The following is a 23,287-nucleotide window of genomic DNA, read 5'->3' on the forward strand; positions in this document are numbered from 1 at the left end:
ATGATCGGTTACATCATGTCCATTTTTGTGCTTTTGTTAGCAATTTGGCTTGGTGTATCGGTCGGTTCTGTGAAGGTGCCGATCCAAACGTTATGGGATACGGGGGCCGATGCGATAGCGACCAATATCGTTTGGAAGATTCGTATGCCGCGAGTGGTACTAGCTGGTTTAGTAGGTGCATCTTTGGCGATTGCTGGTGCTGCATTTCAAAGTTTGCTTAAAAACCCGCTTGCTGACCCCTATACATTAGGAGTCTCGTCCGGTGCCTCGGTCGGTGCTGTGGCTACGCTCTTTTTCGGGATTTCCATACCGTTTTTAGGGATATTTACATTACCTGTCTTTAGTATGGTTGGTGCGTTAGTGACAATGCTATTAGTTATTTCATTCGCCAAGCTAGTAGATCGTGGGATGAAAATGGAGACGATTATTTTAACAGGAATTATTTTTAGTTCCTTTTTGGGATCTGTAATTTCGTTAATGATTGCTTTAACTGGTGAAGAGTTGCGTCAAATTATTGGATGGTTGCTCGGTAGTGTGTCGATGCGAGGCTGGAGCTTTGTGCAGATGGCCTTACCTTTTGTTATTATCGGAACGTTTTTATTGTGGATAAACAGAAGAGAGCTTAATGCCATGCTGTTTGGGGAAGAACGTGCCAAGCACTTAGGAGTAGATGTGAAAAAGCGCAAAATGATGATACTTATTGGTGGGTCTATGCTAACTGGTACGGCCGTTTCTGTGTCAGGGACGATTGGCTTTGTAGGACTAGTTGTGCCACATATGACTAGGCTTTTATTTGGCTCGGATAATCGCCATGTATTACCATTGAGCTTTATAAACGGGGCTTCGCTTTTAATCATCTGTGATCTGGTATCTCGTACGATTATTTCACCGACTGAGTTACCAATTGGTGTTATTACAGCATTTATCGGAGCACCTGTGTTTGCATTTATATTCTTTAAACAACGTAAAAAAGGAGGCGTTTAACACCATGCTAGAGATAAAAAATGTTTCAGGTGGTTACGACGAAAAGCTAGTTGTCCAAAACGTCTCCTTTCAAGTGAAAAAGGGAGAAATGCTAGGCATATTAGGACCGAACGGAAGTGGTAAATCTACCTTACTAAAATTGATAAGTGGCATTTTACCAATGAAATCAGGAGAAGTCCTTATTGAAGATAAAACACTTCAATCCTTTGCTTCTAAAGAGCTCGCAAAAAAAATGGCAGTACTTCCACAATTACATAGTCAGGCTTTTTCTCATACGGTTCGGGATACTGTTTCACTCGGACGTTACCCCCACCAAAGCGGCTGGTTTTCTAGTTGGTCTAACGAGGATGAAGCGGCGGTTCAAGCTGCGATGAAGCTAACGGCCATCCAAAGATATGAGCATCAGCTGTTGGAACTGCTGTCAGGAGGGGAACAACAACGAGTATTTGTAGCTCAGGCCCTTGCACAGCAAGCACCTATACTCCTGCTGGATGAACCTACCAATCATCTAGATATTGCCCATCAAAAACAGTTACTCGATACTATAAAAACACAAACGATAGAAAATGAAATTACGGTTATTAGTATTTTTCATGATATAAATCTTGCCTCTTTATACTGTGATCGCCTCTTACTGATGGATCAGGGGCAGATAAAAGTAATCGGGGAACCACAGGAAGTAGTAAAGAAAAGTCTAGTGGAAGCAGTTTATGAAGCACGAGTAAGTACTACTTCACATCCAGAGCGTCCAAAACCTCAAGTGACCATTTTGCCAGACGTAATGGAACGTTATAAGGAGCGGATTATCAACGCTGAAAACTTTAAAGTAACGGAAGATTATGTCCTTTTTCAAGCAGAAATACAATTGAAGACATGGTCTTCTGCGGTCATTAATGCAGGAAGTGGCTGGTATAAAAACTTCGTCAATAGAAGAGTAGATGCTAGTTATGCTTGTGATAATGTACAAGAAGAAATGCTCGTCTACTTGGCGAATAACGGATTTTCTGAAGCTGATACAGTAGGAATGATGACTGCGGTAAGGACAACGGATGCCGTCATCAAAGAGTATAAGACACCTTTTGGTAATATTATCATTATGGTGACTGCGGGAGTAGGGAATGCCGTGGACGTTTCTAGAGCATATGAAGTAGAGATGCTTCCAGCAATAGGAACGATTAATACATGGGTAATTGTAAATGGGGAACTTTCGGACGAAGCTTTTATACAATCTGTTATTACAGCCACCGAAGCGAAAACAAAAGCTCTCGCATTTGAGCAAGTGAAGGATCCGCGAACGGGAACGATTGCCACTGGAACATCAACGGATAGTGTGTTAATAGCAGCAACACAAAAAGGGACGCATATTCCTTATGCAGGACCAATTACTGAAATAGGTAAGAAAATTGGACTTGGTGTGTATGAATGTACTGTGGAAGCTATTCAAGTTTACAAAAAAGCAAAAGGTTGGGAATCATAATGGGTCCGCATATTATAGCTATAGCAATTGGTTTGATACTAGACCGAATAATTGGAGATCCACCAAGTTGGCCACATCCCGTAAAGTTCATTGGAAAGCTCATCACGAAACTGACAGGCTGGTTGAATAAAGGAAGAGCTCGCAAAGCAAAAGGAGTTTTACTCGTTATTATAGTCGTTGGCATTACCTTCTTCGCCACTTTAGCTATTCTAATAGGTGCCTATTCCGTTCATATATGGGTCGGAATTGCAGTGGAAAGTATTCTAATCGCATCAGGGCTTGCCCAGAAGAGTTTAAAAGTAGCAGCAATGGATGTGTATAAACCATTAGTAGCAAAAGATTTACCGTTAGCAAGACAAAAACTTTCCTGGATTGTTGGTCGAGATACAGAGAAGTTAAACGAACAAGAAATTACACGGGGTGTCGTGGAAACAGTTTCGGAAAATATTAGTGACGGCATAACGGCACCACTTTTTTACGCCTTCGTATTTGCCGGTGCTCCAGGACTTTGGTTATATAAAGCGATCAATACGCTCGATTCAATGGTCGGTTATAAAAATGAAAAGTACTCCGAATTCGGATATGCTGCTGCAAAGTTAGATGATATTGCAAATTATATACCGAGTCGATTGACGGGCTATATCATTATGTTGTGGGGCAAAAAAGAAAGTAAGTTGCCTTTTGGTAAACGGATGAAAGGCTGGTGGCAGGATGCGAAAAAGCATCCAAGTCCAAATAGTGGCTATCTAGAGGCTGCAACTGCTTATCAGCTGGGTATTCAACTGGGGGGCATTAATACATACAAGGGAACTGTTTCTAATCGTGCACTTATGGGGATTGGTGAAGTTCCATTATCGCCAAACCATATATTAAGCAGCCTATCTCATTTGAATTCGGCTGTCGTTCTATTTTGGCTATGGATGATGGTGATCGGAGGGATATTATTTGGCATTACCTAATCACGGAGCAAATGCTAATCACGTTTATGAACAACTAGGAATGAGCATGCCTGAAACGGTTTTCGATTATAGTGAAAATGTGAACCCACTAGGACCGCCAACTTTTGTACATGAAAAATGGTCAACGTATGTAAAGCTAATTACTAAATATCCAGATCCACTGGGAGAACCGTTTTTATCAGCTGCTGCAAAATTTCACGGTGTACCAGTAGAAAATGTAATAGTTGGAAATGGAGCAGCAGAAATATTCGCAAGCCTTGCAAAACGATATGAAAATAAACGCGTTGTATTGGTTCATCCAACTTTTTCTGAATATGAAGCAACTCTTACTCCTTACAATGTGTACATCAAGGAAATAATTGCAACTGGGAAACTTCCTTTGGATGAAGTGCTCGATGAAGTAGAGTTTGCGGAAGCAATTTACATTTGTAGACCAAATAATCCGACCGGGTATTTAATTCCATTAGAAGAAATTATTCAAATAGCAAATTATGCGAAGACGTATAAGTGTGAAGTTATTTTAGATGAAGCATTTCTCGATTTTATAGATGAAAAAGAATCATTTATCCCTTATTTAAAAGATTTTCCAAATGTTATTGTTGTACGCTCAATGACGAAAATGTACGCTATTCCGGGAATTCGTCTTGGGTACGCGCTGGCTAGTAAAACCATCGTTAGCGATATCCGTTCGAGAATATCACATTGGAATAGTAATGCGATTGCCACGACAGTCGGAGCTGACTGTTTGCTAGAAGAAGACTACCGAATAACAGCAATTGCATTTGCAAAAGAAATGCGAGAGCAAATGACAGCGTTTCTAGAGAGATGGAATTGTATCGTGCTACCATCTCAAACAAATTTTATTTGTTTTCAATTGCCAGATCCTGCTCTTTCAAAGGAGTTTTTCGAAAGTTTGTTACATAAAGGTTGTGTACTTCGCCATACAGAAAACTTCAAAGGACTTAACGGCAAATGGTTTCGTGTGGGGATGAAAGAGGAGCCTCAAATGAAGTACTTGCAAAAGGAGATGAGCGCATGGTTCGAGGAAAACTTATCTTCATAACGGGAGGTGTGCGCAGTGGCAAAAGTAGTTTTGCTGAACATTATTTAATGGATAGGTTAGCAAAACGAAATGTGTACATCGCTTCTGGCGTTGCGGTAGATAATGAAATGAGCGAACGCATAAAAAGGCACCAAGACGATCGTGAAAACTACCTAGTCGAATGGATAACGATTGAGCAACCAAGCCATTTTGAGCAGGTCCTTCCTCACATCCAAAAGGGAGACGGTATCTTATGGGATTGTGTCACTACTTGGTTAGCGAACGAACTCTATGATGGACAAATGGAATCAGTAGAAGAGCAATTGTATGAAACAATTGACCAGTTAATAGAAAAAGCTAAACTAGTCGTCATTGTTTCAAATGAAGTGCTCGACGAACCTTTATCAAATTATGAAGATACAGCGCTTTATCAATCTTGGATTGGAAGAATTCATCAAAAGCTTGTAGCGATGGCAGATCATGCCTTTGAGATGGAGTATGGCTTAAGCCACCAGTGGAAGTGAGGGATATAGGTGAAGGGTTTAATGATACAAGGTACTGCTTCCAGCGTTGGGAAAAGTTTGATATGTACAGCTATTTGTCGACTTCTTGCAAATGAAGGAAAGCAAGTGGCCCCTTTTAAATCGCAAAACATGTCAGGCTTAAGTATTCATACAGAGGATGGTTTGGAAATAAGTGTTTCGCAATCCTTGCAAGCAAGGGCAGCGAAAATCCCTTATTCAGCTGAGATGAATCCTATATTATTGAAACCAATAGGGAATATGGAGTCAGACATAATTATTCTAGGAAAAAAGTTGGACACAATGAGTGGCATGCACTACCGGGAGCAATTTTTTGAAAAAGGACAAGAACTTATAAAAAATTGTTTAAGCCTGCTGTCTGCCTCTTTTGAGTATTTGATATTAGAAGGTGCGGGGAGTCCCGTTGAAGTAAATTTACGTGAACGTGAGTTGGTGAATATGCGAGTAGCTGACATGGCAGATATTCCAGTTATATTAGTGGCTAATATTGAGTTTGGCGGGGTTTTTGCATCCCTAGTTGGGACACTTGAACTACTGCCAGAATCACAAAGAGCGCGTGTAAAAGGGATTATTATAAATAAGTTCCAGGGAGATATTTCTTTATTTCAGGACGGAATCGATTTCATCGAAACATATACAGGAATAGATGTGTTAGGAGTCATCCCTTATTTTGAAAATGAATTTGAGGAAGAAGACGGAGAAGAAAAAAATGGACAAATGGCATCAAATGAACAAATAAATGAATGGGCCACCCATTTTAAAAAGCATGTAAAGTGGGGAAAAATTTTAACTATTTTATCTAACAATGCGGTGAAGAAATGAAGAGCATTTTGTTAGCACTTCAATTTTTTACGGTGCTGCCAGTAAATAAAAATTTACCGATGGACAAACGATCGATTACAGGAATGTATAGTATCTTCCCTTGGATCGGGGGAGGCATAGGTGCCTTTTCTTGTTTAGTGCTCTATTTCGATTGGAGTTCACTAATGACTGGATTTTGTATTGTCCTTCTCGGAGTTGTCCTTTCTGGTGGTCTCCATATGGATGGTTTTATAGATACTTCGGATGCGTTTTTTTCCTATAAAGATCGATTGAAGCGATTCGAAATATTGGAAGATCCTCGAGTTGGAGCTTTTGGTGTGATGGCAGTAGTTTTTTTAGTCTTCGGTAAGGTAATTATAGTATCCGAAGTGTTATCGACAGATTCCTTTCATTGGGTTTTTGTATGGCTAATTCCTTTTTTCTCACGAGCTATGCTTACACTGCTATTTTCATTGACGAATACTGCTAAGGCAAGTGGTCTTGCTTATTACTTCAAGGGAAAAATAAATGCAAATATCGTCCTAATCGCAGCCATATGTAATTTTGCTATTGGTCTAGCTGTGTTAGGATGGATGACAAATTGGATGGTCGCCGTCACGTTTGCGGTTGTGTTATTTGCTTTTATTTGTTTATTCCGTAATTGGATATTGAAAAATTTCGGTGGAGTGACTGGTGATTTACTTGGTGCAAGTGTGGAAATATCGGAGGTGAAGCTATGGATAACGCTGTTGTTGTTACTCTCATAAGGCATTTGCCTACGCAAGCAAATCGAGACAAAAAGTATATTGGCTGGACCGATGAACCCATTCTTGCAGGATTGAAGACAAAAAAAAATGCGTGTGAAACCAATGAAATAATCGGTAGCGATTTAATTCGCTGCAAACAAACAGCCGCTCAACTATTTAGCGGAGTTCCTTATACTGACGATGCAAATTTTCGTGAATGCTCATTTGGTGACTGGGAAAACAAAACATATAATGATTTAAAAGAGGAAGCTTCCTACAGAAATTGGCTGGATAATCCGTTGCAGTTAGCACCTCCAAATGGGGAGTCAATGCAAACAATGGAAAATCGCGTGTTAAAAGCTTTCTTAGCAGCATTTGAAAAGTTAGAGCAACCAGTAATCATTACGCATGGTGGACCCATTCGGTTTTTATTGACCAAGTTTGCAAGTGTAGAAAAGAACTTTTGGGATTGGGAAGTACCTCATGGCAGTATGTTTACAATGTATTGGGCCGATAAAAAAGCTGTATTGGAGGGGACACGATGCACGTCATTTTCGGTGGAGCATTTAATGGAAAACGAGCGTATGTAGAGCAGATGGTGCAAGGACGCAATGTCCAGTGGTTAAATGTTGAAGTAGATGCATATGTTTTATTGCCAAATGTAGAAGTGATTGTTGTTTCTGGTGTCGAGCATTTGTTACAGACCGAAAGTAATGAGTTACTACAGAGAATGGAAAAGTGGCGTACACAAGCAGAAGTGGTCGTTATTGCAACGGAAATAGGTCGAGGAATTGTACCGATGGATGCCAGTATACGCAAGCTGCGGGATGATGTCGGTCGATTTTATCAACAGCTGTTTACAAAGGCATCGCGTGTAACGCGAATATGGTACGGTATATCACAAACAATAAAGGGAGATGGGCAAATTGAAAATTTACACTAAAACAGGTGACAAAGGACAAACAGGTTTAATCGGGGGAAGAACGGACAAAGACGATATCCGCGTAGAAGCTTACGGAACAATTGATGAAGTGAATTCATTTATCGGAAAAGCAGTAACAGAGCTAGATTCATCGAAGTTTGCGGATATTCTAGAGGATCTAGAAACAATTCAGCATGAGCTCTTTGACTGTGGTGGAGACCTTGCAAATGTTTCCAATCGTCGCGTTTATAAAATGACAGACGAAGCAATTGATGCAATGGAAAAAAGAATTGATGTACTAGTTGAAGAAGGGCCAGTTTTAGAGAGATTCATCCTACCTGGAGGAACTCCAGCTGCGGCAACGCTTCATATTGCTCGTACCATTACTAGACGTGCAGAACGTTTGACTGTTACGTTAACGAAGTCACAAGAGGATGTGCCGACTGTGGTACAGCGCTATTTAAACCGTTTATCAGATTATTTATTTGCGGCAGCACGTGTAGCGAATGTGAGAGAAAACGTTGCGGATGTTGAATATGTTCGCAGTGCAAAAGTTTTTAAAAATGTAGGAAGCGAGAAGGTAGAAGGGAAGTAAGGTTATATGAAACTTCGAGTATTAACACTTGCGGCTATGTTTGCAGCACTATGCGCAGTCGGGGCATTTATTAAAGTTCCTGTCGGCATCGGAAGTGCTGCATTAGATACGGTGCCGGCGCTGATTTCAGCTTCCTTTCTGCCACCCGTTTATGCTGGTGCTGCATCGCTAATAGGTCACTTATCATCCTCTTTATATGCAGGGTTTCCGTTAGGGCCATTGCATATAATTATAGCTGTGGAAATGTTTGTCATTTTATACGTATTCACAAAGCTGCACCAATCAGGGCATCACGTTTGGAAATGGATTTTCTTTATCTTTGCTAATAGTGTCCTTGCAACGCTACCATTTTACTGGATCATTTCACCGGCATTCTTTGCGGCAGCCCTCCCAGGTATCACACTTGCGACTATTTTAAATGCAGCAATCGCTATGATTGTCTCGCCAGTAGTGGAGCGAGTGATGAAACGTGTGAAAACTCATGCGTAATGCGAGCCTATTGCCCAATGGATTCGTATTAACGACAGATAACTCCGCAGGCATCGGAGAAAAAAAGAATGACGTAGTTTCAACGCCAGACGAAATAGTCTCTTATTTCGTAGCAAGAGTTGCATTACTAGAACAATGGGCAGCTGGTGCAAATCCACTGTCCATAGTAGTTCATAACTTTTCAGGTAGCCAAAGCTGGAATAAATATATTACTGGTATAGAAAAGCTATTTAACGAAATAGGTATAAATTGCCCCGAAATTACCGGCAGCAGTGAAACAAATATGGAAACACTGCAGTCAGCAATCGCTGTGACCATGCTAGGTGAAACCGTTACAGAAAAGAATAAAGATGTTCGCTGGTATGTATACGGCATGCCAAGTGTCGGGGAAGAAGTTATTAGGAATAGTGAAAAAATCGCAAACTTGAAAAAGATTAAGGAAGCAGTAAGTCTAGGATTAGTACATCAAGTATGGCCAGTTGGATCAACCGGAATTAAAAGCGAGTGCGAACGAATAGGCATAAATGCACATTTAGCAGAGTGGGATTTAGAGAAATCGGCAGGACCAGCTACCACAGTTTTACTTGGCATTGATAGGATGAAAGAAAGCGAAGCAAAACTTCATTTTGGCCACTATTTTGAGACGATCTCTTGAGGAGATGGTCTTTTTCTTTTGGGTAGGTACTGCTACTTCGGCAAAATAGTTAGCAAATCATAGGTTACACGGATGATGAATACTGAAGTAACAAACCATTTGCGAAAAAAATTAAAAAATTCACATCTATCGGAATAAATAACTATTGACTGAATGCTCATTCAGTTTTAATATTGAATTACTTATATATTAGTTTACGAATCTAATGTATTATTCTATTCAAAGTATCATTTTACAACTCAGAGGGGGAGAAATAAGATGAATCCATTTTTAATTGCAAACTGGATACTGTTTATCGCAGTAGTTGTGTATGCTGTTGGATTGTTCGCATATTTGTTGAAAACAAGATATACGTATATCAAACTAGGGAAAAAAGTCGAATTTGAAGATAATGTGAAGGAAAGACTTCGCAAAATATGGGTGTATGTTTTTGGACAAAAGAAATTATTAAAAGATAAGAAGAGCGGAATTATGCACGTTATGTTCTTCTATGGCTTCTTATTAGTCCAAGCAGGAGCAATCGATTTTATTTGGAAAGGGTTAGCGCCAGGGTCTCATATTCCGCTTGGTCCATTATATCCAGCGTTTACTTTCTTCCAAGAAATTGTCACACTATTAATCTTAGTTGCTGTAGTATGGGCATTTTATCGCCGTTACGTAGAGAAATTAGTTCGCTTAAAACGTGGATGGAAAAATGGTTTAGTACTTATTTTCCTGAGTGGATTAATGCTTTCTGTTTTGATCGGAAATGGTATGGGGATGATTTGGCACGGGCATAGTGCTACTTGGTCAGAGCCAGTTGCTTCAGCTATCGCTATTATTTTTGGTTTCTTACCACCGACAGCAGGAGCAGTAATTTTCTTTGCAATGTGGTGGGTGCATTTAATCATTCTATTAACATTCTTAGTGTATGTTCCACAATCAAAGCATTTCCACTTAATCACTGGACCTGCAAACGTTTACTTCCACCGTTTGGACAAAGTTGGTAGATTACGTCCGATTAATTTTGAAGAAGAAGAAAGCGAAGACCCAGAGGCAGAAGAAGAAATGCCTTCGTTCGGGGTAGGTCGCATTCAAGATTTTACGCAAGCACAGATGATCGACTTCTACGCATGTGTAGAATGTGGTCGTTGTACGAATATGTGTCCGGCAACTGGAACAGGGAAAATGCTTTCACCAATGGACTTGATCGTAAAGCTTCGTGATCATTTAACATTTACGGGAGCAGTGGAAACGAAGAAAAAACCTTGGGTACCAGCACTAGCATTCCAAGGAACAAAGGGAAATCAACTTGCGATGGCTGCTGGAGCAGAAGGCGCAATAATCGAAGACATTTATAGCCCATCTCTAATTGGAGATGTTATTACAGAAGAAGAAATTTGGGCTTGTACAACTTGCCGTAACTGTGAAGATCAATGTCCAGTTATGAACGAACATGTGGATAAAATTATTGACCTTCGCCGTTACTTAGTAATGACGGAAGGGAAAGTAAACCCTGATGCACAACGCGCAATGACTAACATTGAGCGTCAAGGAAATCCGTGGGGCCTTAACCGTAAAGAAAAAGAAAACTGGAGAGATGCTCGTCCGGAAATTCATATTCCAACAGTAAAAGAAGTATCGAAAGCTGGAGAAGAGTTTGAATACTTGTTCTGGGTTGGTTCGATGGGATCCTTCGATAGCCGATCACAAAAAATTGCTCTGTCATTTGCACATTTGATGAACGAAGCGGGAGTTAAATTTGCGATACTTGGCAATAAAGAAAAGAACTCTGGGGATACACCACGTCGCTTAGGAAATGAGTTTTTATTCCAAGAGTTAGCTGGTTCAAATATCTCAGAATTTGAAAAAGCAGGGGTAACGAAGATTGTAACAATCGATCCTCATGCATATAATATCTTTAAAAATGAATACGGTGATTTTGGATGGAACGGAGAAGTTCTCCATCATACAGAAATGCTATATGACTTAGTGCAAGATGGTCGCTTGAAACCGCAATACGCAGTGGAAGAAACAATTACATTTCATGATTCTTGTTACTTAGGACGCTATAATGATGTATACGATGCACCACGTGAAGTATTAAAAGCTATTCCAGGTGTGAAGCTAGTTGAGATGGATCGTAATAGAGAAAATGGTATGTGTTGTGGAGCCGGTGGCGGACTAATGTGGATGGAAGAGCATGTTGGAAATCGTGTAAACGTAGCTCGTACAGAACAAGCACTAGAAGTAAATCCAACTATTATTTCTTCAGGATGTCCATATTGCTTAACAATGTTATCAGATGGAACGAAAGCTAAAGAAGTGGAAGAAACAGTAGGGACTTACGATATTGCTGAACTTCTAGAGAAATCGATATTTGGGGAATTTATTCCTCCGGTGGAAGAGGAAGAGTTAGAACAAATCGTTCAATAATGAGAAATGTGCAGACACCCCAGTACCACCCCTAAAAAGGGTTTGAGGAATGACGATAAATTTGTCCTATTCTTTATCTGTCATTCTGAAACGGCTCTTGGGGCTAGGCTAGATGCTGGAGTCTGAATAATATTATATTTATATTGCAAATAGTCTTATAGTTTCGTAAACTAATCTTAATCACGTTTTAAATGGTAGTAAAAGCCAGAATGGTTCACCTAATAGTCAGTGGGAGAAAAACAACACTGATGAATGTTTCACTTTATAGTAAGGGAGTAATTTGTTACTCCCTTTTTTCTTACAAATGAATCGAGCGAGCGTTCAGTCGTTTTTTATTTTTGAAAAGTTGGAAGCGTATACAACAATAAGGGGTGTCTATATGACGAAAACAGTTATTTTGGATGGAGCACGTACAGCTTTTGGTAAATTTGGAGGAGCATTGAGTACTTTAACTGCTTCTGATCTTGGTGGAGTAGCTATTAAAGAAGCTCTAAATCGCTCTGGTATTGACCCTGAGCAAGTAGACGAAGTAATTATGGGGACTGTTTTACAAGCAGGCCAAGGACAGATTCCTTCTCGCCAAGCAGCAACTAAAGCTGGGATTCCTTGGTCCGTCAAGACGGAAACGATCAATAAAGTATGTGCCTCTGGAATGCGGAGTGTCACACTTGCTGATCAATTGATCCGCCTTGGTGACGAGGAAGTAATTGTCGCAGGTGGCATGGAATCGATGTCTAATGCACCATATTATTTACCAAAGGGCAGATTCGGCTTACGTATGGGAGATGCGACGATGGTTGATGGTATGGTTTACGACGGTTTATCTTGTTCGTTCCATCCTAAAAATGTTCATATGGGAACTTACGGTAACTCGACTGCAGAAACGTTTGAGCTGTCTCGTGAAAAACAAGATGCTTGGTCGTTTAGAAGTCATGACCTGGCATTGAAGGCTATAGATAATGGGGTATTAGGAGAAGAAATTGTCTCACTTGAGATTCCACAACGAAAAGGTGAGCCTGTCATCGTGAAAGAGGACGAATCACCGCGCCGCAATACATCATTGGAATCATTAGCTACACTTAAGCCAGCTTTTGGTAAAGAAGGCACAATCACAGCAGGTAACGCACCTGGTATTAATGATGGGGCTTGTGCACTCGTATTAACAAGTGAGGAAAAAGCAATGTCACTTGGAAAAGAAGCACTTGCTTACGTTATCGGCCATGCAGAAGTAGCGATTGAACCGGAGAAATTCCCACAAACACCTGGATTAGTAATTAATAAAATCCTCGAGAAAACGGGTAAAACACTAGCGGAGATAGATCTATTCGAAATAAATGAGGCATTTGCAGCTGTTGCATTAGTAAGCAGTCAGCTAGCAGGATTAGACGAAGAAAAAGTAAATGTAAATGGTGGAGCAGTTGCACTTGGTCACCCAATAGGCGCATCAGGTGGGCGAATTATACTTACACTTGCGTATGAATTGAAGCGTCGTGGCGGTGGTATCGGAATCGCTGCAATTTGTTCCGGTGGCGGTCAAGGGGATGCCATCATGATCGAAGTTCCAAAAACAGGAGGCAGTGAAGCATGAATATCCAAAAAGTATTAGTAATCGGGGCAGGTCAGATGGGATCTGGAATTGCTCAAGTATGTGCACAAGCAGGATTTGACGTAAAACTAAATGATCGTGAACAACAATTTTACGATGGTGGTATCCAGACAATTACAAAAAACCTTTCTCGCAATGTAGAAAAAGGTCGGATGACGGAAGATGAAAAAAAATCAGTACTAAATAAAATTACAATGTCCCTGTCTATTGAAGATGCTAACGATGTCGATTTAGTAATCGAAGCTGCAGTCGAAAACATGGAGATTAAGCAATCTATTTTCAAACAACTAGATGACATTACACCGGCACATACAATTCTAGCAACAAATACTTCCTCGTTACCAATTACAGAAATAGCAGCTGCGACAAATCGTCCAGAGCAAGTTATTGGTATGCATTTCATGAATCCTGTTCCAGTGATGAAGCTAGTAGAAATCATCCGTGGACTCGCTACATCTGATGAAGTTTACACAGCGATTGAAGAAATGACGAAGAAACTAAGCAAAGTGCCAGTAGAAGTAAATGACTTTCCTGGATTCGTATCTAACCGTATTTTAATGCCAATGATTAACGAAGCCATCTACACACTTTACGAGGGTGTTGCAACGAAAGAAGCTATTGATGATGTGATGAAAATGGGGATGAATCACCCAATGGGACCCCTTCAACTGGCGGACTTTATCGGCTTGGACACTTGTCTTTATATTATGGAAATCTTACATGAAGGATTTGGAGACAGTAAGTACCGTCCATGTCCGTTATTACGTAAATATGTGAAAGCCGGATGGCTAGGAAAGAAAACAGGCAGAGGATTCTACATCTACGAATAAAAGGGGCAACTAGAATGGAATTGAAATTCACAGAAGAACAACTGATGATGCGCAATATGGTGAGAGATTTTGCTAAAACAGAAATCGAACCTTTTATAGATAAGATGGAGCAAGGGGAGTTCCCACGTGAAATTTTGAAGAAAATGGGAGAACTCGGCTTAATGGGCATCACTGTTCCAGAACAATATGGTGGCTCAGAGATGGATTTTACAAGCTATGTAATTGCCATTAATGAGTTATCAAAAGTGAGTGCTGTAGTAGGGGTAATTCTATCCGTTCATACTTCAGTTGGCACGAATCCGATATTATATTTCGGTAACGAGCAACAAAAAAACAAATATATTCCAAAGCTTGCAACAGGTGAATATTTAGGTGCCTTTTGCTTAACGGAGCCATCTGCAGGATCGGATGCTGGAGCTTTGAAAACAAAAGCTGTCAAAAAAGATGATCACTATGTATTGAATGGCTCAAAAGTTTTTATTACAAATGGTGGAGAAGCAGACGTGAATATTGTTTTTGCTTCAACGGATCCTTCTCAAGGTTCGAGAGGTATTACGGCGTTTATTGTCGAAAAGGATACACCAGGATTTATCGTAGGGAAAGATGAACATAAAATGGGTCTCCATGGTTCTAGAACTGTTCAACTAACATTCGAAGATATGAAAATACCTGTAGAAAACAGACTTGGTGAAGAAGGAGAAGGCTTTAAAATCGCAATGGCCAATCTAAACACTGGGCGTATCGGTATTGCAACGCAGGCACTTGGGATTGCAGAAGCCGCTTTCGAAGCCGCTGTTGAGTACTCTAAAGAACGTGTACAATTCGGTAAACCAATTGCAGTAAACCAAGGAGTCGGATTTAAACTAGCTGACATGGGAACTGCTGTAGAAGCTGCTAGATTACTAGTCTATCGTGCAGCAAGTCTTCGTGAACAAGGACTTCCTTGTGGTAAAGAAGCATCGATGGCTAAACTATTTGCCTCAAAAACTGCAGTAGACGTGGCGATTGAAGCGGTGCAAGTATTCGGCGGATATGGTTATACAGAGGATTACCCAGTAGAACGCTACTTCCGTGATGCGAAAATCACGGAAATATACGAAGGTACAAGTGAAATTCAACGTATCGTAATTGCCAAACATCTAACGAATTAAAACTGTTATTTAAGAGCAATTCCGCTCTATACGAAAGCGAACTTCAGTCATACGAGAGAGATTGGGAGCTATACGAGAGAATTCCAAAGCTAAATGAGAGACTGTCAGCTGAACGAGAGAGATTTGGTTCTATACGAGTAAGAATTTCGGTCATACGAGAGAGGCCACAAGCTATACGAGAGACCCTCTCTCGCTGCTCCAACAAACTAAACTTAAAAAGGCGGGATTAATAATGAATTTCCAACTATCAGAAGAACATGAAATGATTCGTAAAATGGTAAGAGACTTTGCAGAAAAAGAAGTGGCGCCAACTGCTGCTGAACGTGATGAAGAGGAACGCTTTGATCGTGGCATTTTCGATAAAATGGCTGAACTTGGCTTAACAGGAATTCCATGGCCGGAAGAATACGGTGGAATTGGTTCAGATTATCTTGCATACTGTATCGCAGTTGAAGAGCTATCACGTGTTTGTGCGTCAACAGGTGTAACTTTATCGGCTCATACTTCACTTGCGGGTTGGCCAATTTTCAAATATGGCAATGAAGAGCAAAAACAAAAATATTTACGCCCAATGGCAGAAGGTACAAAAATCGGTGGATATGGTTTAACAGAAGCTGGTTCAGGTTCAGATGCGGGTGGTATGAAAACTACGGCAAAATTAGATGGCGACCATTATGTCTTAAACGGTTCTAAAATCTTTATTACAAACGGTGGAATTGCAGACATATATGTTGTCTTTGCAGTAACAGATCCAGAGTCGAAGCATAAAGGTACAAGTGCATTTATCGTAGAAGCAGACTTCCCAGGATTCTCTGTTGGGAAAAAAGAGAGAAAATTAGGGATTCGTTCTTCTCCAACGACAGAAATTATTTTTGATAATTGTCGTATTCCGAAAGAGAATCTTCTTGGGGAAGAGGGGCAAGGATTTATTATCGCTATGAAAACATTAGATGGAGGACGTAACGGAATTGCCGCTCAAGCTGTTGGTATTGCACAAGGGGCATTAGATGCATCAGTAACTTATGCAAAAGAACGTGTGCAATTTGGTAAGCCAATCGTTGCAAACCAAGGGGTATCCTTCAAACTTGCAGATATGGCAACTTCTATCGAAGCATCTCGTTTGCTTACATATCAAGCTGCTTGGTTAGAGTCAAATGGACTTTCATACGGTAAAGAATCGGCGATGGCGAAACTAATGGCTGGTGATACAGCGATGAAAGTAACAACAGAAGCTGTTCAAGTATTTGGTGGATATGGTTATACAAAAGATTATCCAGTAGAACGTTATATGCGTGATGCGAAAATTACACAAATTTATGAAGGTACGCAAGAAATTCAACGATTAGTTATTTCTCGTATGTTAACAAAGTAATCGATGTCTATGGAAAAGAAACATGAAGTAAAGACATCGGTGAAAGATGAGAATCTTATTGAAAAAAGAAGAGAGCAAATGATTCGTGCAGCTGTTACTTTATTCAAAGAAAAAGGATTTCACCGTGCAACTACGAGAGAAATAGCGAAAGAAGCTGGCTTCAGTATTGGGACTTTGTATGAATATATTCGTACGAAGGAGGACGTATTGTATCTGGTTTGTGACAGCATTTACAACGAAGTGCATAATCGCCTTTCACAAATTAACGCAGAGAATGGTACCATCGGCGATTTAAAAACTGCGATCCGTCACTACTATGGTGTGATTGACGATATGTCAGATGAATTCGTAGTTATGTATCAAGAATCCAAATCACTCCCAAAAGGGGCCTTGGAGTATGTACTAACAAAGGAATTAGAAATGGTCAAAATTTTTCACAAGATAATAACGGGCTGTATTCAGGCAGGGGAACTTGAATTAACCGACGCACAAGCACAACTGTATGCACATACTTTAGTCGTTCAAGGGCAAATGTGGGCATTTCGCAGATGGGCATTGCGCAAGGAATTTACAATCGAACAATTTACAGAACTACAAATGGAATTATTACTACATGGGATGAAATAAAAAAGCACGTTCAACATAACAAGGGGGAATATCAACATGTCTACGGTAGAAGTATATCGTCCAAAAAATCATGTACGTTTCGTTACAGCATCCAGTCTGTTTGATGGACATGATGCATCTATCAATATTATGCGCCGCATTCTACAAGCAAGCGGAGCAGAGGTTATCCATTTGGGACATAATCGCTCGGTAGAAGAGGTAGTAAATGCTGCCATTCAAGAGGATGTACAAGGAATCGCCATATCTTCCTATCAGGGAGGACATGTTGAGTATTTTAAATATATGAAAGACCTACTCGTCGAACGTGGAGCACCACATATTCGCATATACGGCGGGGGCGGCGGAGTAATTATTCCGAAAGAAATAAAAGAATTACAAGCGTACGGCATTTCCGGCATTTTCTCACCAGAAGATGGACGTAAATTAGGGCTTCAAGGAATGATCAATCAAATGCTTGTGGAATGTGATGTAGCAACAGAAGCAAAAGGTGTAAGTGAAGAAATTTCTAATGTAACGACAGAAAACCCAGAAGTTCTTGCACATCTAATTACCGTAGCGGAAGAAGCTTATCAAACACATAATGGGGAAGCAGTTCAAATGCTAGAGCAAGCAAAAGAATTATCTAAAAGCACTCCAGTACTAGGTATTACAGGTACGGGGGGAGCGGGTAAAAGTTCATTAACGGATGAATTAATTCGTCGTTTCCTACAAGAGCTTCCGGATAAGAAAATTGCTGTCATATCTATTGACCCAACGAAGCAAAAAACGGGTGGAGCACTGCTAGGTGACCGTATTCGTATGAATGCAATATTCAACAAACGTGTATTTATGCGCAGCTTAGCTACTCGGGGTTCACGTACAGAATTATCAGGAGCGCTTGCAGATGTACTGGACGTTGTAAGAGTTGCTGGATACGACATGATTATTGTAGAGACAAGTGGAATCGGACAAGGGGATGCGGAAATTACAAATGTATCGGATGTCTCGATGTATGTAATGACTAGCGAGTTCGGAGCACCCTCTCAATTAGAGAAAATTGACATGATAGATTATGCAGATTTAATCGTGATTAATAAATTTGAACGTAAAGGCTCTGAAGACGCTCTTCGCCAAGTGCAAAAGCAGTATCAACGCAGCCGTGAACTTTGGCATGATGATTTAGATACGATGCCTGTATATGGAACTATTGCTAGTCAGTTCAATGATAAAGGAACGAATTCATTATTTGCGGCACTAGTTGCTACTATAAATGAAAAGACTGGTTCTACTTGGGAGACCTCGTACGATCAATTTGTGAAAACGCAAAAACAGAACGTCATTATACCAAATGAACGCCGTTACTACTTACGTGAAATTACAGATGCTGTTCGTGGATACCATCATAAGTCGGAAGAACAGGTTGGCTTTGCAAGAAGACTGTTCCAGCTAGAAGGTGCAATCGAACAAGTGAAGGAAAAAGCGTCAGATGATGTCCTAGTTCAGTCTCTTGAATCATTAGCTGCAGGTGTTCGTGACGAACTGACGGCAGAATCTAAACGCATTTTAGAAAACTGGGCAGCTTTAAAAGAAGCTTATGCTGGAGACGAGTTTATCACAAAGGTTCGAGATAAAGAGATTCGCACGATTCTTCGTACGGAAAGCTTATCAGGAATTAAAATACCAAAAATAGTATTACCTAAATTCGTAGACTATGGGGAAATTTTACGTTGGGTGTATAAAGAAAACGTGCCGGGTTCATTCCCGTATACGGCAGGTGTTTTTCCGTTTAAACGAGAAGGGGAAGACCCGAAACGTCAATTTGCTGGAGAAGGAACACCGGAACGAACAAATCGTCGCTTCCACTATTTATCGAAAGATGATGATGCAAAACGTTTATCGACTGCGTTTGACTCAGTGACACTATACGGAGAAGACCCAGATCATCGTCCGGATATTTATGGGAAAGTTGGGGAGTCTGGTGTTAGTATTTGTACATTAGAGGATATGAAAAAGTTATATGATGGCTTTGACTTATGTGCACCTTCCACCTCGGTTTCGATGACGATAAATGGACCGGCTCCAATTATCCTTGCAATGTTCATGAATACCGCAATTGATCAACAAGTACGCCTGAAGGAAGAAGAACTAGGTCGCACCCTAACTGTTGAGGAGTTTACAGAAGTTAAAACTTCCACGTTACAGGTCGTTCGAGGAACTGTTCAAGCAGACATATTGAAAGAGGATCAGGGTCAAAATACATGTATCTTCTCTACGGAGTTTGCACTACGAATGATGGGAGATATTCAGCAATATTTTATTGACCAAAAGGTTCGTAACTATTATTCTGTCTCTATTTCGGGATATCATATTGCAGAAGCGGGAGCTAATCCGATTTCGCAACTAGCATTCACACTGTCAAATGGCTTTACCTATGTAGAATATTATTTAAGTCGTGGCATGAATATAGATGACTTTGCTCCGAATTTATCGTTCTTCTTCTCGAACGGATTAGACCCAGAGTATACGGTTATTGGACGTGTCGCTCGTCGTATTTGGGCAGTTGTTATGCGTGACAAATATGGTGCAAATGAGCGTAGTCAAAAGTTGAAATACCACGTACAAACATCTGGTCGAAGCTTGCACGCTCAAGAAATCGACTTTAACGACATTCGTACAACATTACAAGCTCTGATGGCACTACAGGACAACTGTAATTCGCTACATACAAATGCTTATGATGAGGCCATTACAACTCCTACAGAAGAATCAGTTCGTCGTGCAATGGCGATTCAAATGATTATTACGAAGGAACATGGGCTTTCGAAAAATGAAAATCCTCTGCAAGGTGCTTTTATCGTAGAAGAAATGACAGACTTAGTAGAAGAAGCTGTTCTGTCCGAATTCGATCGTATTAATGATCGTGGTGGAGTGCTTGGAGCAATGGAAACACAATACCAACGTGGCAAAATTCAAGAAGAATCTATGCACTACGAGATGAAAAAGCATACCGGCGAGCTACCTATTATTGGGGTGAATACTTATTTAAATCCTAATCCTGCTTCTGACGAGGATATTAATAATATGGAAATCGCACGTGCAACGACAGAAGAAAAAGAGACACAGATTACAAATTTACGAAATTTCCAACAAAAGAACGAAGCGGAGACAGAGGAAGCGCTTGCTCGCTTGAAGCAAGTTGCAGTTACTGGTGGCAATATTTTTGAAGAGTTAATGACCACTGTTCAAAAAGCAAGTCTTGGTCAAATTACACATGCCTTGTATGAAGTTGGGGGACAATATCGACGTAATATGTAAATGGATAGCACCCTGAAAAAATAATTTAGTGTTCCGATGATTATCGGAACACTTTTTTACTATTTTTTTGTATAATATACCTAGTATGTAGTAAAGGAGAATTTGAATGAAAAAACCTGTTCACATTTTGATCATAATGATTCTTTTACTACTAACTTTTTTTCTATATAACAAACAACTAGCCTCTGTGCCACTTCTTTTAATATCATTTTACTTGTTTACAATTGTAGGATGTAAAATTTCTCTTTTCAAAAAGAATAAATGAATGTAGCATATAACATACTTGTGTGTATATAATGAAAAGTATGCAAACGAAACATAGAAAGGACGTGCACGATTTGAAATTTCGTGAAATGACAATAACACAACTACAAGAAGAATCGTTAATCGATCTAGCATTTGCGATTTTAGAAGATAAAAAGAACTCATTAACTTTAAAGGAATTATTTGATGAGATTCAACATTATAATGGATTAACAGATGAGGAAATGGCTTCTCGTAAACCTCAATTCTATACAGATATGAATATTGACGGGCGCTTTTTAGCAATTGCTGAAAACCAATGGGGCCTTAGAGAATGGTATCCAGTAGAACAAATTGAAGAAGAATCAGCTCCTACAGTAAAAGTTCGTAAGAAGAAAGATAAAGTAAAAGATAATGAATTAGACGATTTAGATGAGGATGAAATTATCTTCGAAGAAGAATTTGATGAGTTCGTAGAAGATGACGATGATGACGACGACGATGATGAGGATGATCCAGTGATCGAGTTTGTCGGAGCAGAGATCGATGAAGTAATTGAAGAAGACTTGATTGATGAAGACGATGATGAATTTGAGATTGATGAGGACTTAGACGAAGAAGACGAAGAAGAGGAAGAATAATTCTTGACTTATTTTCTTATGCGCTATAAGATTTTATTGGGCTCTTTTTAAAGAGACATTACTCATGTGCATATGCGCTCCCCTGCAACGAAGCAGGCGGAGCGCTTTTTGTTATTGCTTTACTCTTATTTATTTTGAGTGTTTTAGGCATACTGAAATAAGAAAATGTTCCCATCATATGTGGTGGCGAGCTAGATATTACATTAGGAGGAACACATAATGACTAAATTTATATTTGTTACTGGTGGGGTTGTATCCTCACTTGGAAAAGGGATTACGGCTGCTTCACTAGGTCGTTTATTAAAAAATAGAGGTCTAAACGTAACGATCCAAAAATTCGATCCTTACATCAACTTAGATCCTGGTACAATGAGTCCATATCAACACGGAGAGGTTTTCGTAACAGATGATGGGGCAGAAACAGATTTAGATTTAGGACACTACGAGCGTTTTATCGACATTAACTTGAACAAATACTCGAATATCACAACAGGTAAGGTCTACTCATCTGTCCTAAGAAAAGAACGTCGTGGCGATTATAATGGTGGGACAGTTCAAGTAATTCCACATATTACTAATGAAATCAAAGATCGCTTGTTTTTAGCTGCAAAAGAAACACATGCAGATATCGTTATTACAGAGATCGGTGGAACAGTAGGAGATATCGAATCTCTTCCATTCCTAGAAACAATTCGTCAAATGAAACGTGATGTGGGTAGCGATAACGTAATGTATATTCACTGTACTTTAGTACCATTCATTAAAGCTGCTGGAGAAATGAAAACAAAACCAACACAGCATAGTGTAAAAGAATTACGTAGCCTAGGTATTCAACCAAATGTAATAGTACTTCGTTCAGAAATGCCAGTTCCTCAAGATATGAAAGATAAAATTGGCCTTTTCTGTGACATCAGACCAGAGGAAGTAATCGAATGTATCGATGCAGATTCTCTATATGAAATTCCGTTGAATTTACAAGCACAACATTTAGACCAAATTGTAGTAGATCATTTCAAACTTCAAACTCCTGAAGCAGATATGACAGATTGGATTGGTTTAGTGGACCAAGTAAAATCATTGTCGAAAAAAGTTCGTATTGGTTTAGTAGGTAAATACGTAGAACTTCAAGATGCATACATTTCAGTAGTGGAAGCGATGAAACATGCTGGCTACAAATTTGATGCTGACGTAGAAGTGAAATGGGTAAATGCAGAAGAAGTAAATGAAGACAATGTTGCTGAAATTCTTGCTGATGTAGATGGAATCCTTGTCCCTGGTGGATTTGGAGACCGTGGTGTAGAAGGTAAAATTTCCGCTACTAAATTTGCACGTGAAAACAATGTACCATTCTTAGGTATTTGTTTAGGTATGCAATTAGCAACAGTAGAATTTGCCCGTTCTATTCTAGAACTTGAAGGTGCTCATTCTACAGAGCTAGATCCAACAACACAACATTCTATTATTGATTTATTGCCAGAGCAAAAAGACGTAGAAGACCTTGGTGGAACCCTTCGTTTAGGATTATATCCATGTAAGTTAACACCAGGTTCAAAAGCACATCAAGCATACGGAGAAGAACTAGTATACGAACGCCACCGTCACCGTTACGAGTTTAACAACGAGTACCGCGAGCAATTCGAAGCAGCAGGATTTGTCTTCTCTGGTACAAGCCCAGATGGTCGCCTAATCGAAATCATCGAGCTACCAGATCACCCATTCTTCGTAGCTTCTCAGTTCCATCCGGAATTTGTGTCACGTCCACAACGTCCACAACCACTATTCCGCGACTTCATCAAAGCAGCTGTTGGTGAATAAGAAATGTGGAAGACGCCGTTTAGTTGCGAAAAGCGCTGGAAGACTTGAAAGAAAAGGCGTCATTTGCCTTTACTAAGAGTC

Annotated in this window: 21 protein-coding genes; all 21 read left to right on the forward strand. The window is 40.0% G+C overall.

The features are described 5' to 3' along the window. Positions 1-984, forward strand: a complete 984-nt coding sequence (locus MHI40_RS02980; protein WP_419958817.1) for a FecCD family ABC transporter permease — start codon at positions 1-3, stop codon at positions 982-984. Between the two features lie 4 nt (positions 985-988). Then, complete coding sequence (locus MHI40_RS02985; protein ID WP_340761449.1) at positions 989-2,461, forward strand: adenosylcobinamide amidohydrolase; 1,473 nt, start codon at positions 989-991, stop codon at positions 2,459-2,461. After that, positions 2,461-3,420 (forward strand): adenosylcobinamide-phosphate synthase CbiB, encoded by a 960-nt coding sequence (cbiB, locus tag MHI40_RS02990; RefSeq protein ID WP_340761451.1) that lies wholly within the window; start codon positions 2,461-2,463, stop codon positions 3,418-3,420. The genes MHI40_RS02985 and cbiB overlap by 1 nt, the downstream gene beginning before the upstream one ends. Then, positions 3,407-4,483 carry a pyridoxal phosphate-dependent aminotransferase gene (locus tag MHI40_RS02995; RefSeq protein WP_340761452.1) on the forward strand — a complete coding sequence of 359 codons (1,077 nt, stop codon included), beginning with the start codon at positions 3,407-3,409 and terminating at the stop codon, positions 4,481-4,483. Before cbiB ends, MHI40_RS02995 begins: the two co-directional genes overlap by 14 nt. After that, positions 4,456-4,986 carry a bifunctional adenosylcobinamide kinase/adenosylcobinamide-phosphate guanylyltransferase gene (locus MHI40_RS03000; protein WP_340761453.1) on the forward strand — a complete coding sequence of 177 codons (531 nt, stop codon included), beginning with the start codon at positions 4,456-4,458 and terminating at the stop codon, positions 4,984-4,986. The genes MHI40_RS02995 and MHI40_RS03000 overlap by 28 nt, the downstream gene beginning before the upstream one ends. Positions 4,987-5,007: 21 nt before the next feature. Then, the gene (locus tag MHI40_RS03005) at positions 5,008-5,826 is read left to right on the forward strand and encodes a cobyric acid synthase (protein ID WP_340761454.1); all 819 of its coding nucleotides are present in this window, start codon (positions 5,008-5,010) and stop codon (positions 5,824-5,826) included. Continuing rightward, positions 5,823-6,572, forward strand: a complete 750-nt coding sequence (cobS, locus tag MHI40_RS03010; RefSeq protein ID WP_340761455.1) for an adenosylcobinamide-GDP ribazoletransferase — start codon at positions 5,823-5,825, stop codon at positions 6,570-6,572. Before MHI40_RS03005 ends, cobS begins: the two co-directional genes overlap by 4 nt. Beyond that, the gene (locus MHI40_RS03015) at positions 6,542-7,141 is read left to right on the forward strand and encodes a histidine phosphatase family protein (protein WP_340761456.1); all 600 of its coding nucleotides are present in this window, start codon (positions 6,542-6,544) and stop codon (positions 7,139-7,141) included. The genes cobS and MHI40_RS03015 overlap by 31 nt, the downstream gene beginning before the upstream one ends. Next, the gene (locus MHI40_RS03020; protein WP_340761457.1) at positions 7,093-7,494 is read left to right on the forward strand and encodes a bifunctional adenosylcobinamide kinase/adenosylcobinamide-phosphate guanylyltransferase; all 402 of its coding nucleotides are present in this window, start codon (positions 7,093-7,095) and stop codon (positions 7,492-7,494) included. Before MHI40_RS03015 ends, MHI40_RS03020 begins: the two co-directional genes overlap by 49 nt. Further along, positions 7,478-8,068 carry a cob(I)yrinic acid a,c-diamide adenosyltransferase gene (locus MHI40_RS03025; protein WP_093535799.1) on the forward strand — a complete coding sequence of 197 codons (591 nt, stop codon included), beginning with the start codon at positions 7,478-7,480 and terminating at the stop codon, positions 8,066-8,068. Before MHI40_RS03020 ends, MHI40_RS03025 begins: the two co-directional genes overlap by 17 nt. Before the next feature lie 6 nt (positions 8,069-8,074). Continuing rightward, a complete protein-coding gene (locus MHI40_RS03030) occupies positions 8,075-8,557 on the forward strand; it encodes an ECF transporter S component (protein ID WP_340761458.1) in 483 nt (160 codons plus the stop codon). Further along, on the forward strand, positions 8,550-9,212 hold the full coding sequence (locus tag MHI40_RS03035) for a hypothetical protein (RefSeq protein WP_340761459.1): 663 nt from the start codon (positions 8,550-8,552) through the stop codon (positions 9,210-9,212). Before MHI40_RS03030 ends, MHI40_RS03035 begins: the two co-directional genes overlap by 8 nt. Positions 9,213-9,470: 258 nt before the next feature. Further along, positions 9,471-11,627, forward strand: coding sequence for a (Fe-S)-binding protein (locus MHI40_RS03040; protein ID WP_340761460.1), 2,157 nt, complete (start codon positions 9,471-9,473; stop codon positions 11,625-11,627). A gap of 379 nt (positions 11,628-12,006) precedes the next feature. Next, positions 12,007-13,215, forward strand: coding sequence for an acetyl-CoA C-acetyltransferase (locus MHI40_RS03045; protein ID WP_340761461.1), 1,209 nt, complete (start codon positions 12,007-12,009; stop codon positions 13,213-13,215). Next, entirely contained in the window at positions 13,212-14,063 is an 852-nt protein-coding gene (locus MHI40_RS03050) for a 3-hydroxybutyryl-CoA dehydrogenase (RefSeq protein WP_340761462.1), read from the forward strand. Before MHI40_RS03045 ends, MHI40_RS03050 begins: the two co-directional genes overlap by 4 nt. Positions 14,064-14,077: 14 nt before the next feature. Further along, positions 14,078-15,214 carry an acyl-CoA dehydrogenase gene (locus MHI40_RS03055; protein ID WP_093535787.1) on the forward strand — a complete coding sequence of 379 codons (1,137 nt, stop codon included), beginning with the start codon at positions 14,078-14,080 and terminating at the stop codon, positions 15,212-15,214. Between the two features lie 232 nt (positions 15,215-15,446). Continuing rightward, positions 15,447-16,586: an acyl-CoA dehydrogenase gene (locus MHI40_RS03060; protein WP_340761463.1), complete on the forward strand. Its 1,140-nt coding sequence runs from the start codon at positions 15,447-15,449 to the stop codon at positions 16,584-16,586. Between the two features lie 9 nt (positions 16,587-16,595). Then, entirely contained in the window at positions 16,596-17,213 is a 618-nt protein-coding gene (locus tag MHI40_RS03065) for a TetR/AcrR family transcriptional regulator (RefSeq protein WP_340761464.1), read from the forward strand. Positions 17,214-17,249: 36 nt separating this feature from the next. Further along, positions 17,250-20,507: a fused isobutyryl-CoA mutase/GTPase IcmF gene (gene icmF / locus MHI40_RS03070; RefSeq protein ID WP_340761465.1), complete on the forward strand. Its 3,258-nt coding sequence runs from the start codon at positions 17,250-17,252 to the stop codon at positions 20,505-20,507. Positions 20,508-20,845: 338 nt separating this feature from the next. Continuing rightward, positions 20,846-21,391, forward strand: a complete 546-nt coding sequence (rpoE, locus tag MHI40_RS03075) for a DNA-directed RNA polymerase subunit delta (protein WP_340761466.1) — start codon at positions 20,846-20,848, stop codon at positions 21,389-21,391. Between the two features lie 219 nt (positions 21,392-21,610). Then, on the forward strand, positions 21,611-23,206 hold the full coding sequence (locus tag MHI40_RS03080) for a CTP synthase (protein ID WP_093535779.1): 1,596 nt from the start codon (positions 21,611-21,613) through the stop codon (positions 23,204-23,206). The last annotated feature ends 81 nt before the right edge of the window (positions 23,207-23,287 follow it).

The sequence above is a fragment of the Psychrobacillus sp. FSL H8-0510 genome (assembly GCF_038008345.1).
GTDB classification, from domain to species: Bacteria; Bacillota; Bacilli; order Bacillales_A; family Planococcaceae; genus Psychrobacillus; species Psychrobacillus psychrotolerans.

Excerpts from the sequence above, each read along its gene's own strand:
- MHI40_RS03005 (WP_340761454.1), top strand. The coding sequence starts at position 5,008 with ATGATACAAGGTACTGCTTCCAGCGTTGGGAAAAGTTTGATATGTACA.
- MHI40_RS02985 (WP_340761449.1), top strand. The coding sequence starts at position 989 with ATGCTAGAGATAAAAAATGTTTCAGGTGGTTACGACGAAAAGCTAGTT.
- MHI40_RS03000 (WP_340761453.1), top strand. The coding sequence starts at position 4,456 with ATGGTTCGAGGAAAACTTATCTTCATAACGGGAGGTGTGCGCAGTGGC.
- MHI40_RS02980 (WP_419958817.1), top strand. The coding sequence starts at position 1 with ATGATCGGTTACATCATGTCCATTTTTGTGCTTTTGTTAGCAATTTGG.
- icmF (WP_340761465.1), top strand. The coding sequence starts at position 17,250 with ATGTCTACGGTAGAAGTATATCGTCCAAAAAATCATGTACGTTTCGTT.
- MHI40_RS03030 (WP_340761458.1), top strand. The coding sequence starts at position 8,075 with ATGAAACTTCGAGTATTAACACTTGCGGCTATGTTTGCAGCACTATGC.
- MHI40_RS03040 (WP_340761460.1), top strand. The coding sequence starts at position 9,471 with ATGAATCCATTTTTAATTGCAAACTGGATACTGTTTATCGCAGTAGTT.
- MHI40_RS03065 (WP_340761464.1), top strand. The coding sequence starts at position 16,596 with ATGGAAAAGAAACATGAAGTAAAGACATCGGTGAAAGATGAGAATCTT.
- MHI40_RS03020 (WP_340761457.1), top strand. The coding sequence starts at position 7,093 with ATGCACGTCATTTTCGGTGGAGCATTTAATGGAAAACGAGCGTATGTA.
- MHI40_RS03050 (WP_340761462.1), top strand. The coding sequence starts at position 13,212 with ATGAATATCCAAAAAGTATTAGTAATCGGGGCAGGTCAGATGGGATCT.
- MHI40_RS03055 (WP_093535787.1), top strand. The coding sequence starts at position 14,078 with ATGGAATTGAAATTCACAGAAGAACAACTGATGATGCGCAATATGGTG.
- MHI40_RS03035 (WP_340761459.1), top strand. The coding sequence starts at position 8,550 with ATGCGTAATGCGAGCCTATTGCCCAATGGATTCGTATTAACGACAGAT.
- cbiB (WP_340761451.1), top strand. The coding sequence starts at position 2,461 with ATGGGTCCGCATATTATAGCTATAGCAATTGGTTTGATACTAGACCGA.
- cobS (WP_340761455.1), top strand. The coding sequence starts at position 5,823 with ATGAAGAGCATTTTGTTAGCACTTCAATTTTTTACGGTGCTGCCAGTA.
- MHI40_RS03060 (WP_340761463.1), top strand. The coding sequence starts at position 15,447 with ATGAATTTCCAACTATCAGAAGAACATGAAATGATTCGTAAAATGGTA.
- MHI40_RS03015 (WP_340761456.1), top strand. The coding sequence starts at position 6,542 with ATGGATAACGCTGTTGTTGTTACTCTCATAAGGCATTTGCCTACGCAA.
- MHI40_RS03045 (WP_340761461.1), top strand. The coding sequence starts at position 12,007 with ATGACGAAAACAGTTATTTTGGATGGAGCACGTACAGCTTTTGGTAAA.
- MHI40_RS03080 (WP_093535779.1), top strand. The coding sequence starts at position 21,611 with ATGACTAAATTTATATTTGTTACTGGTGGGGTTGTATCCTCACTTGGA.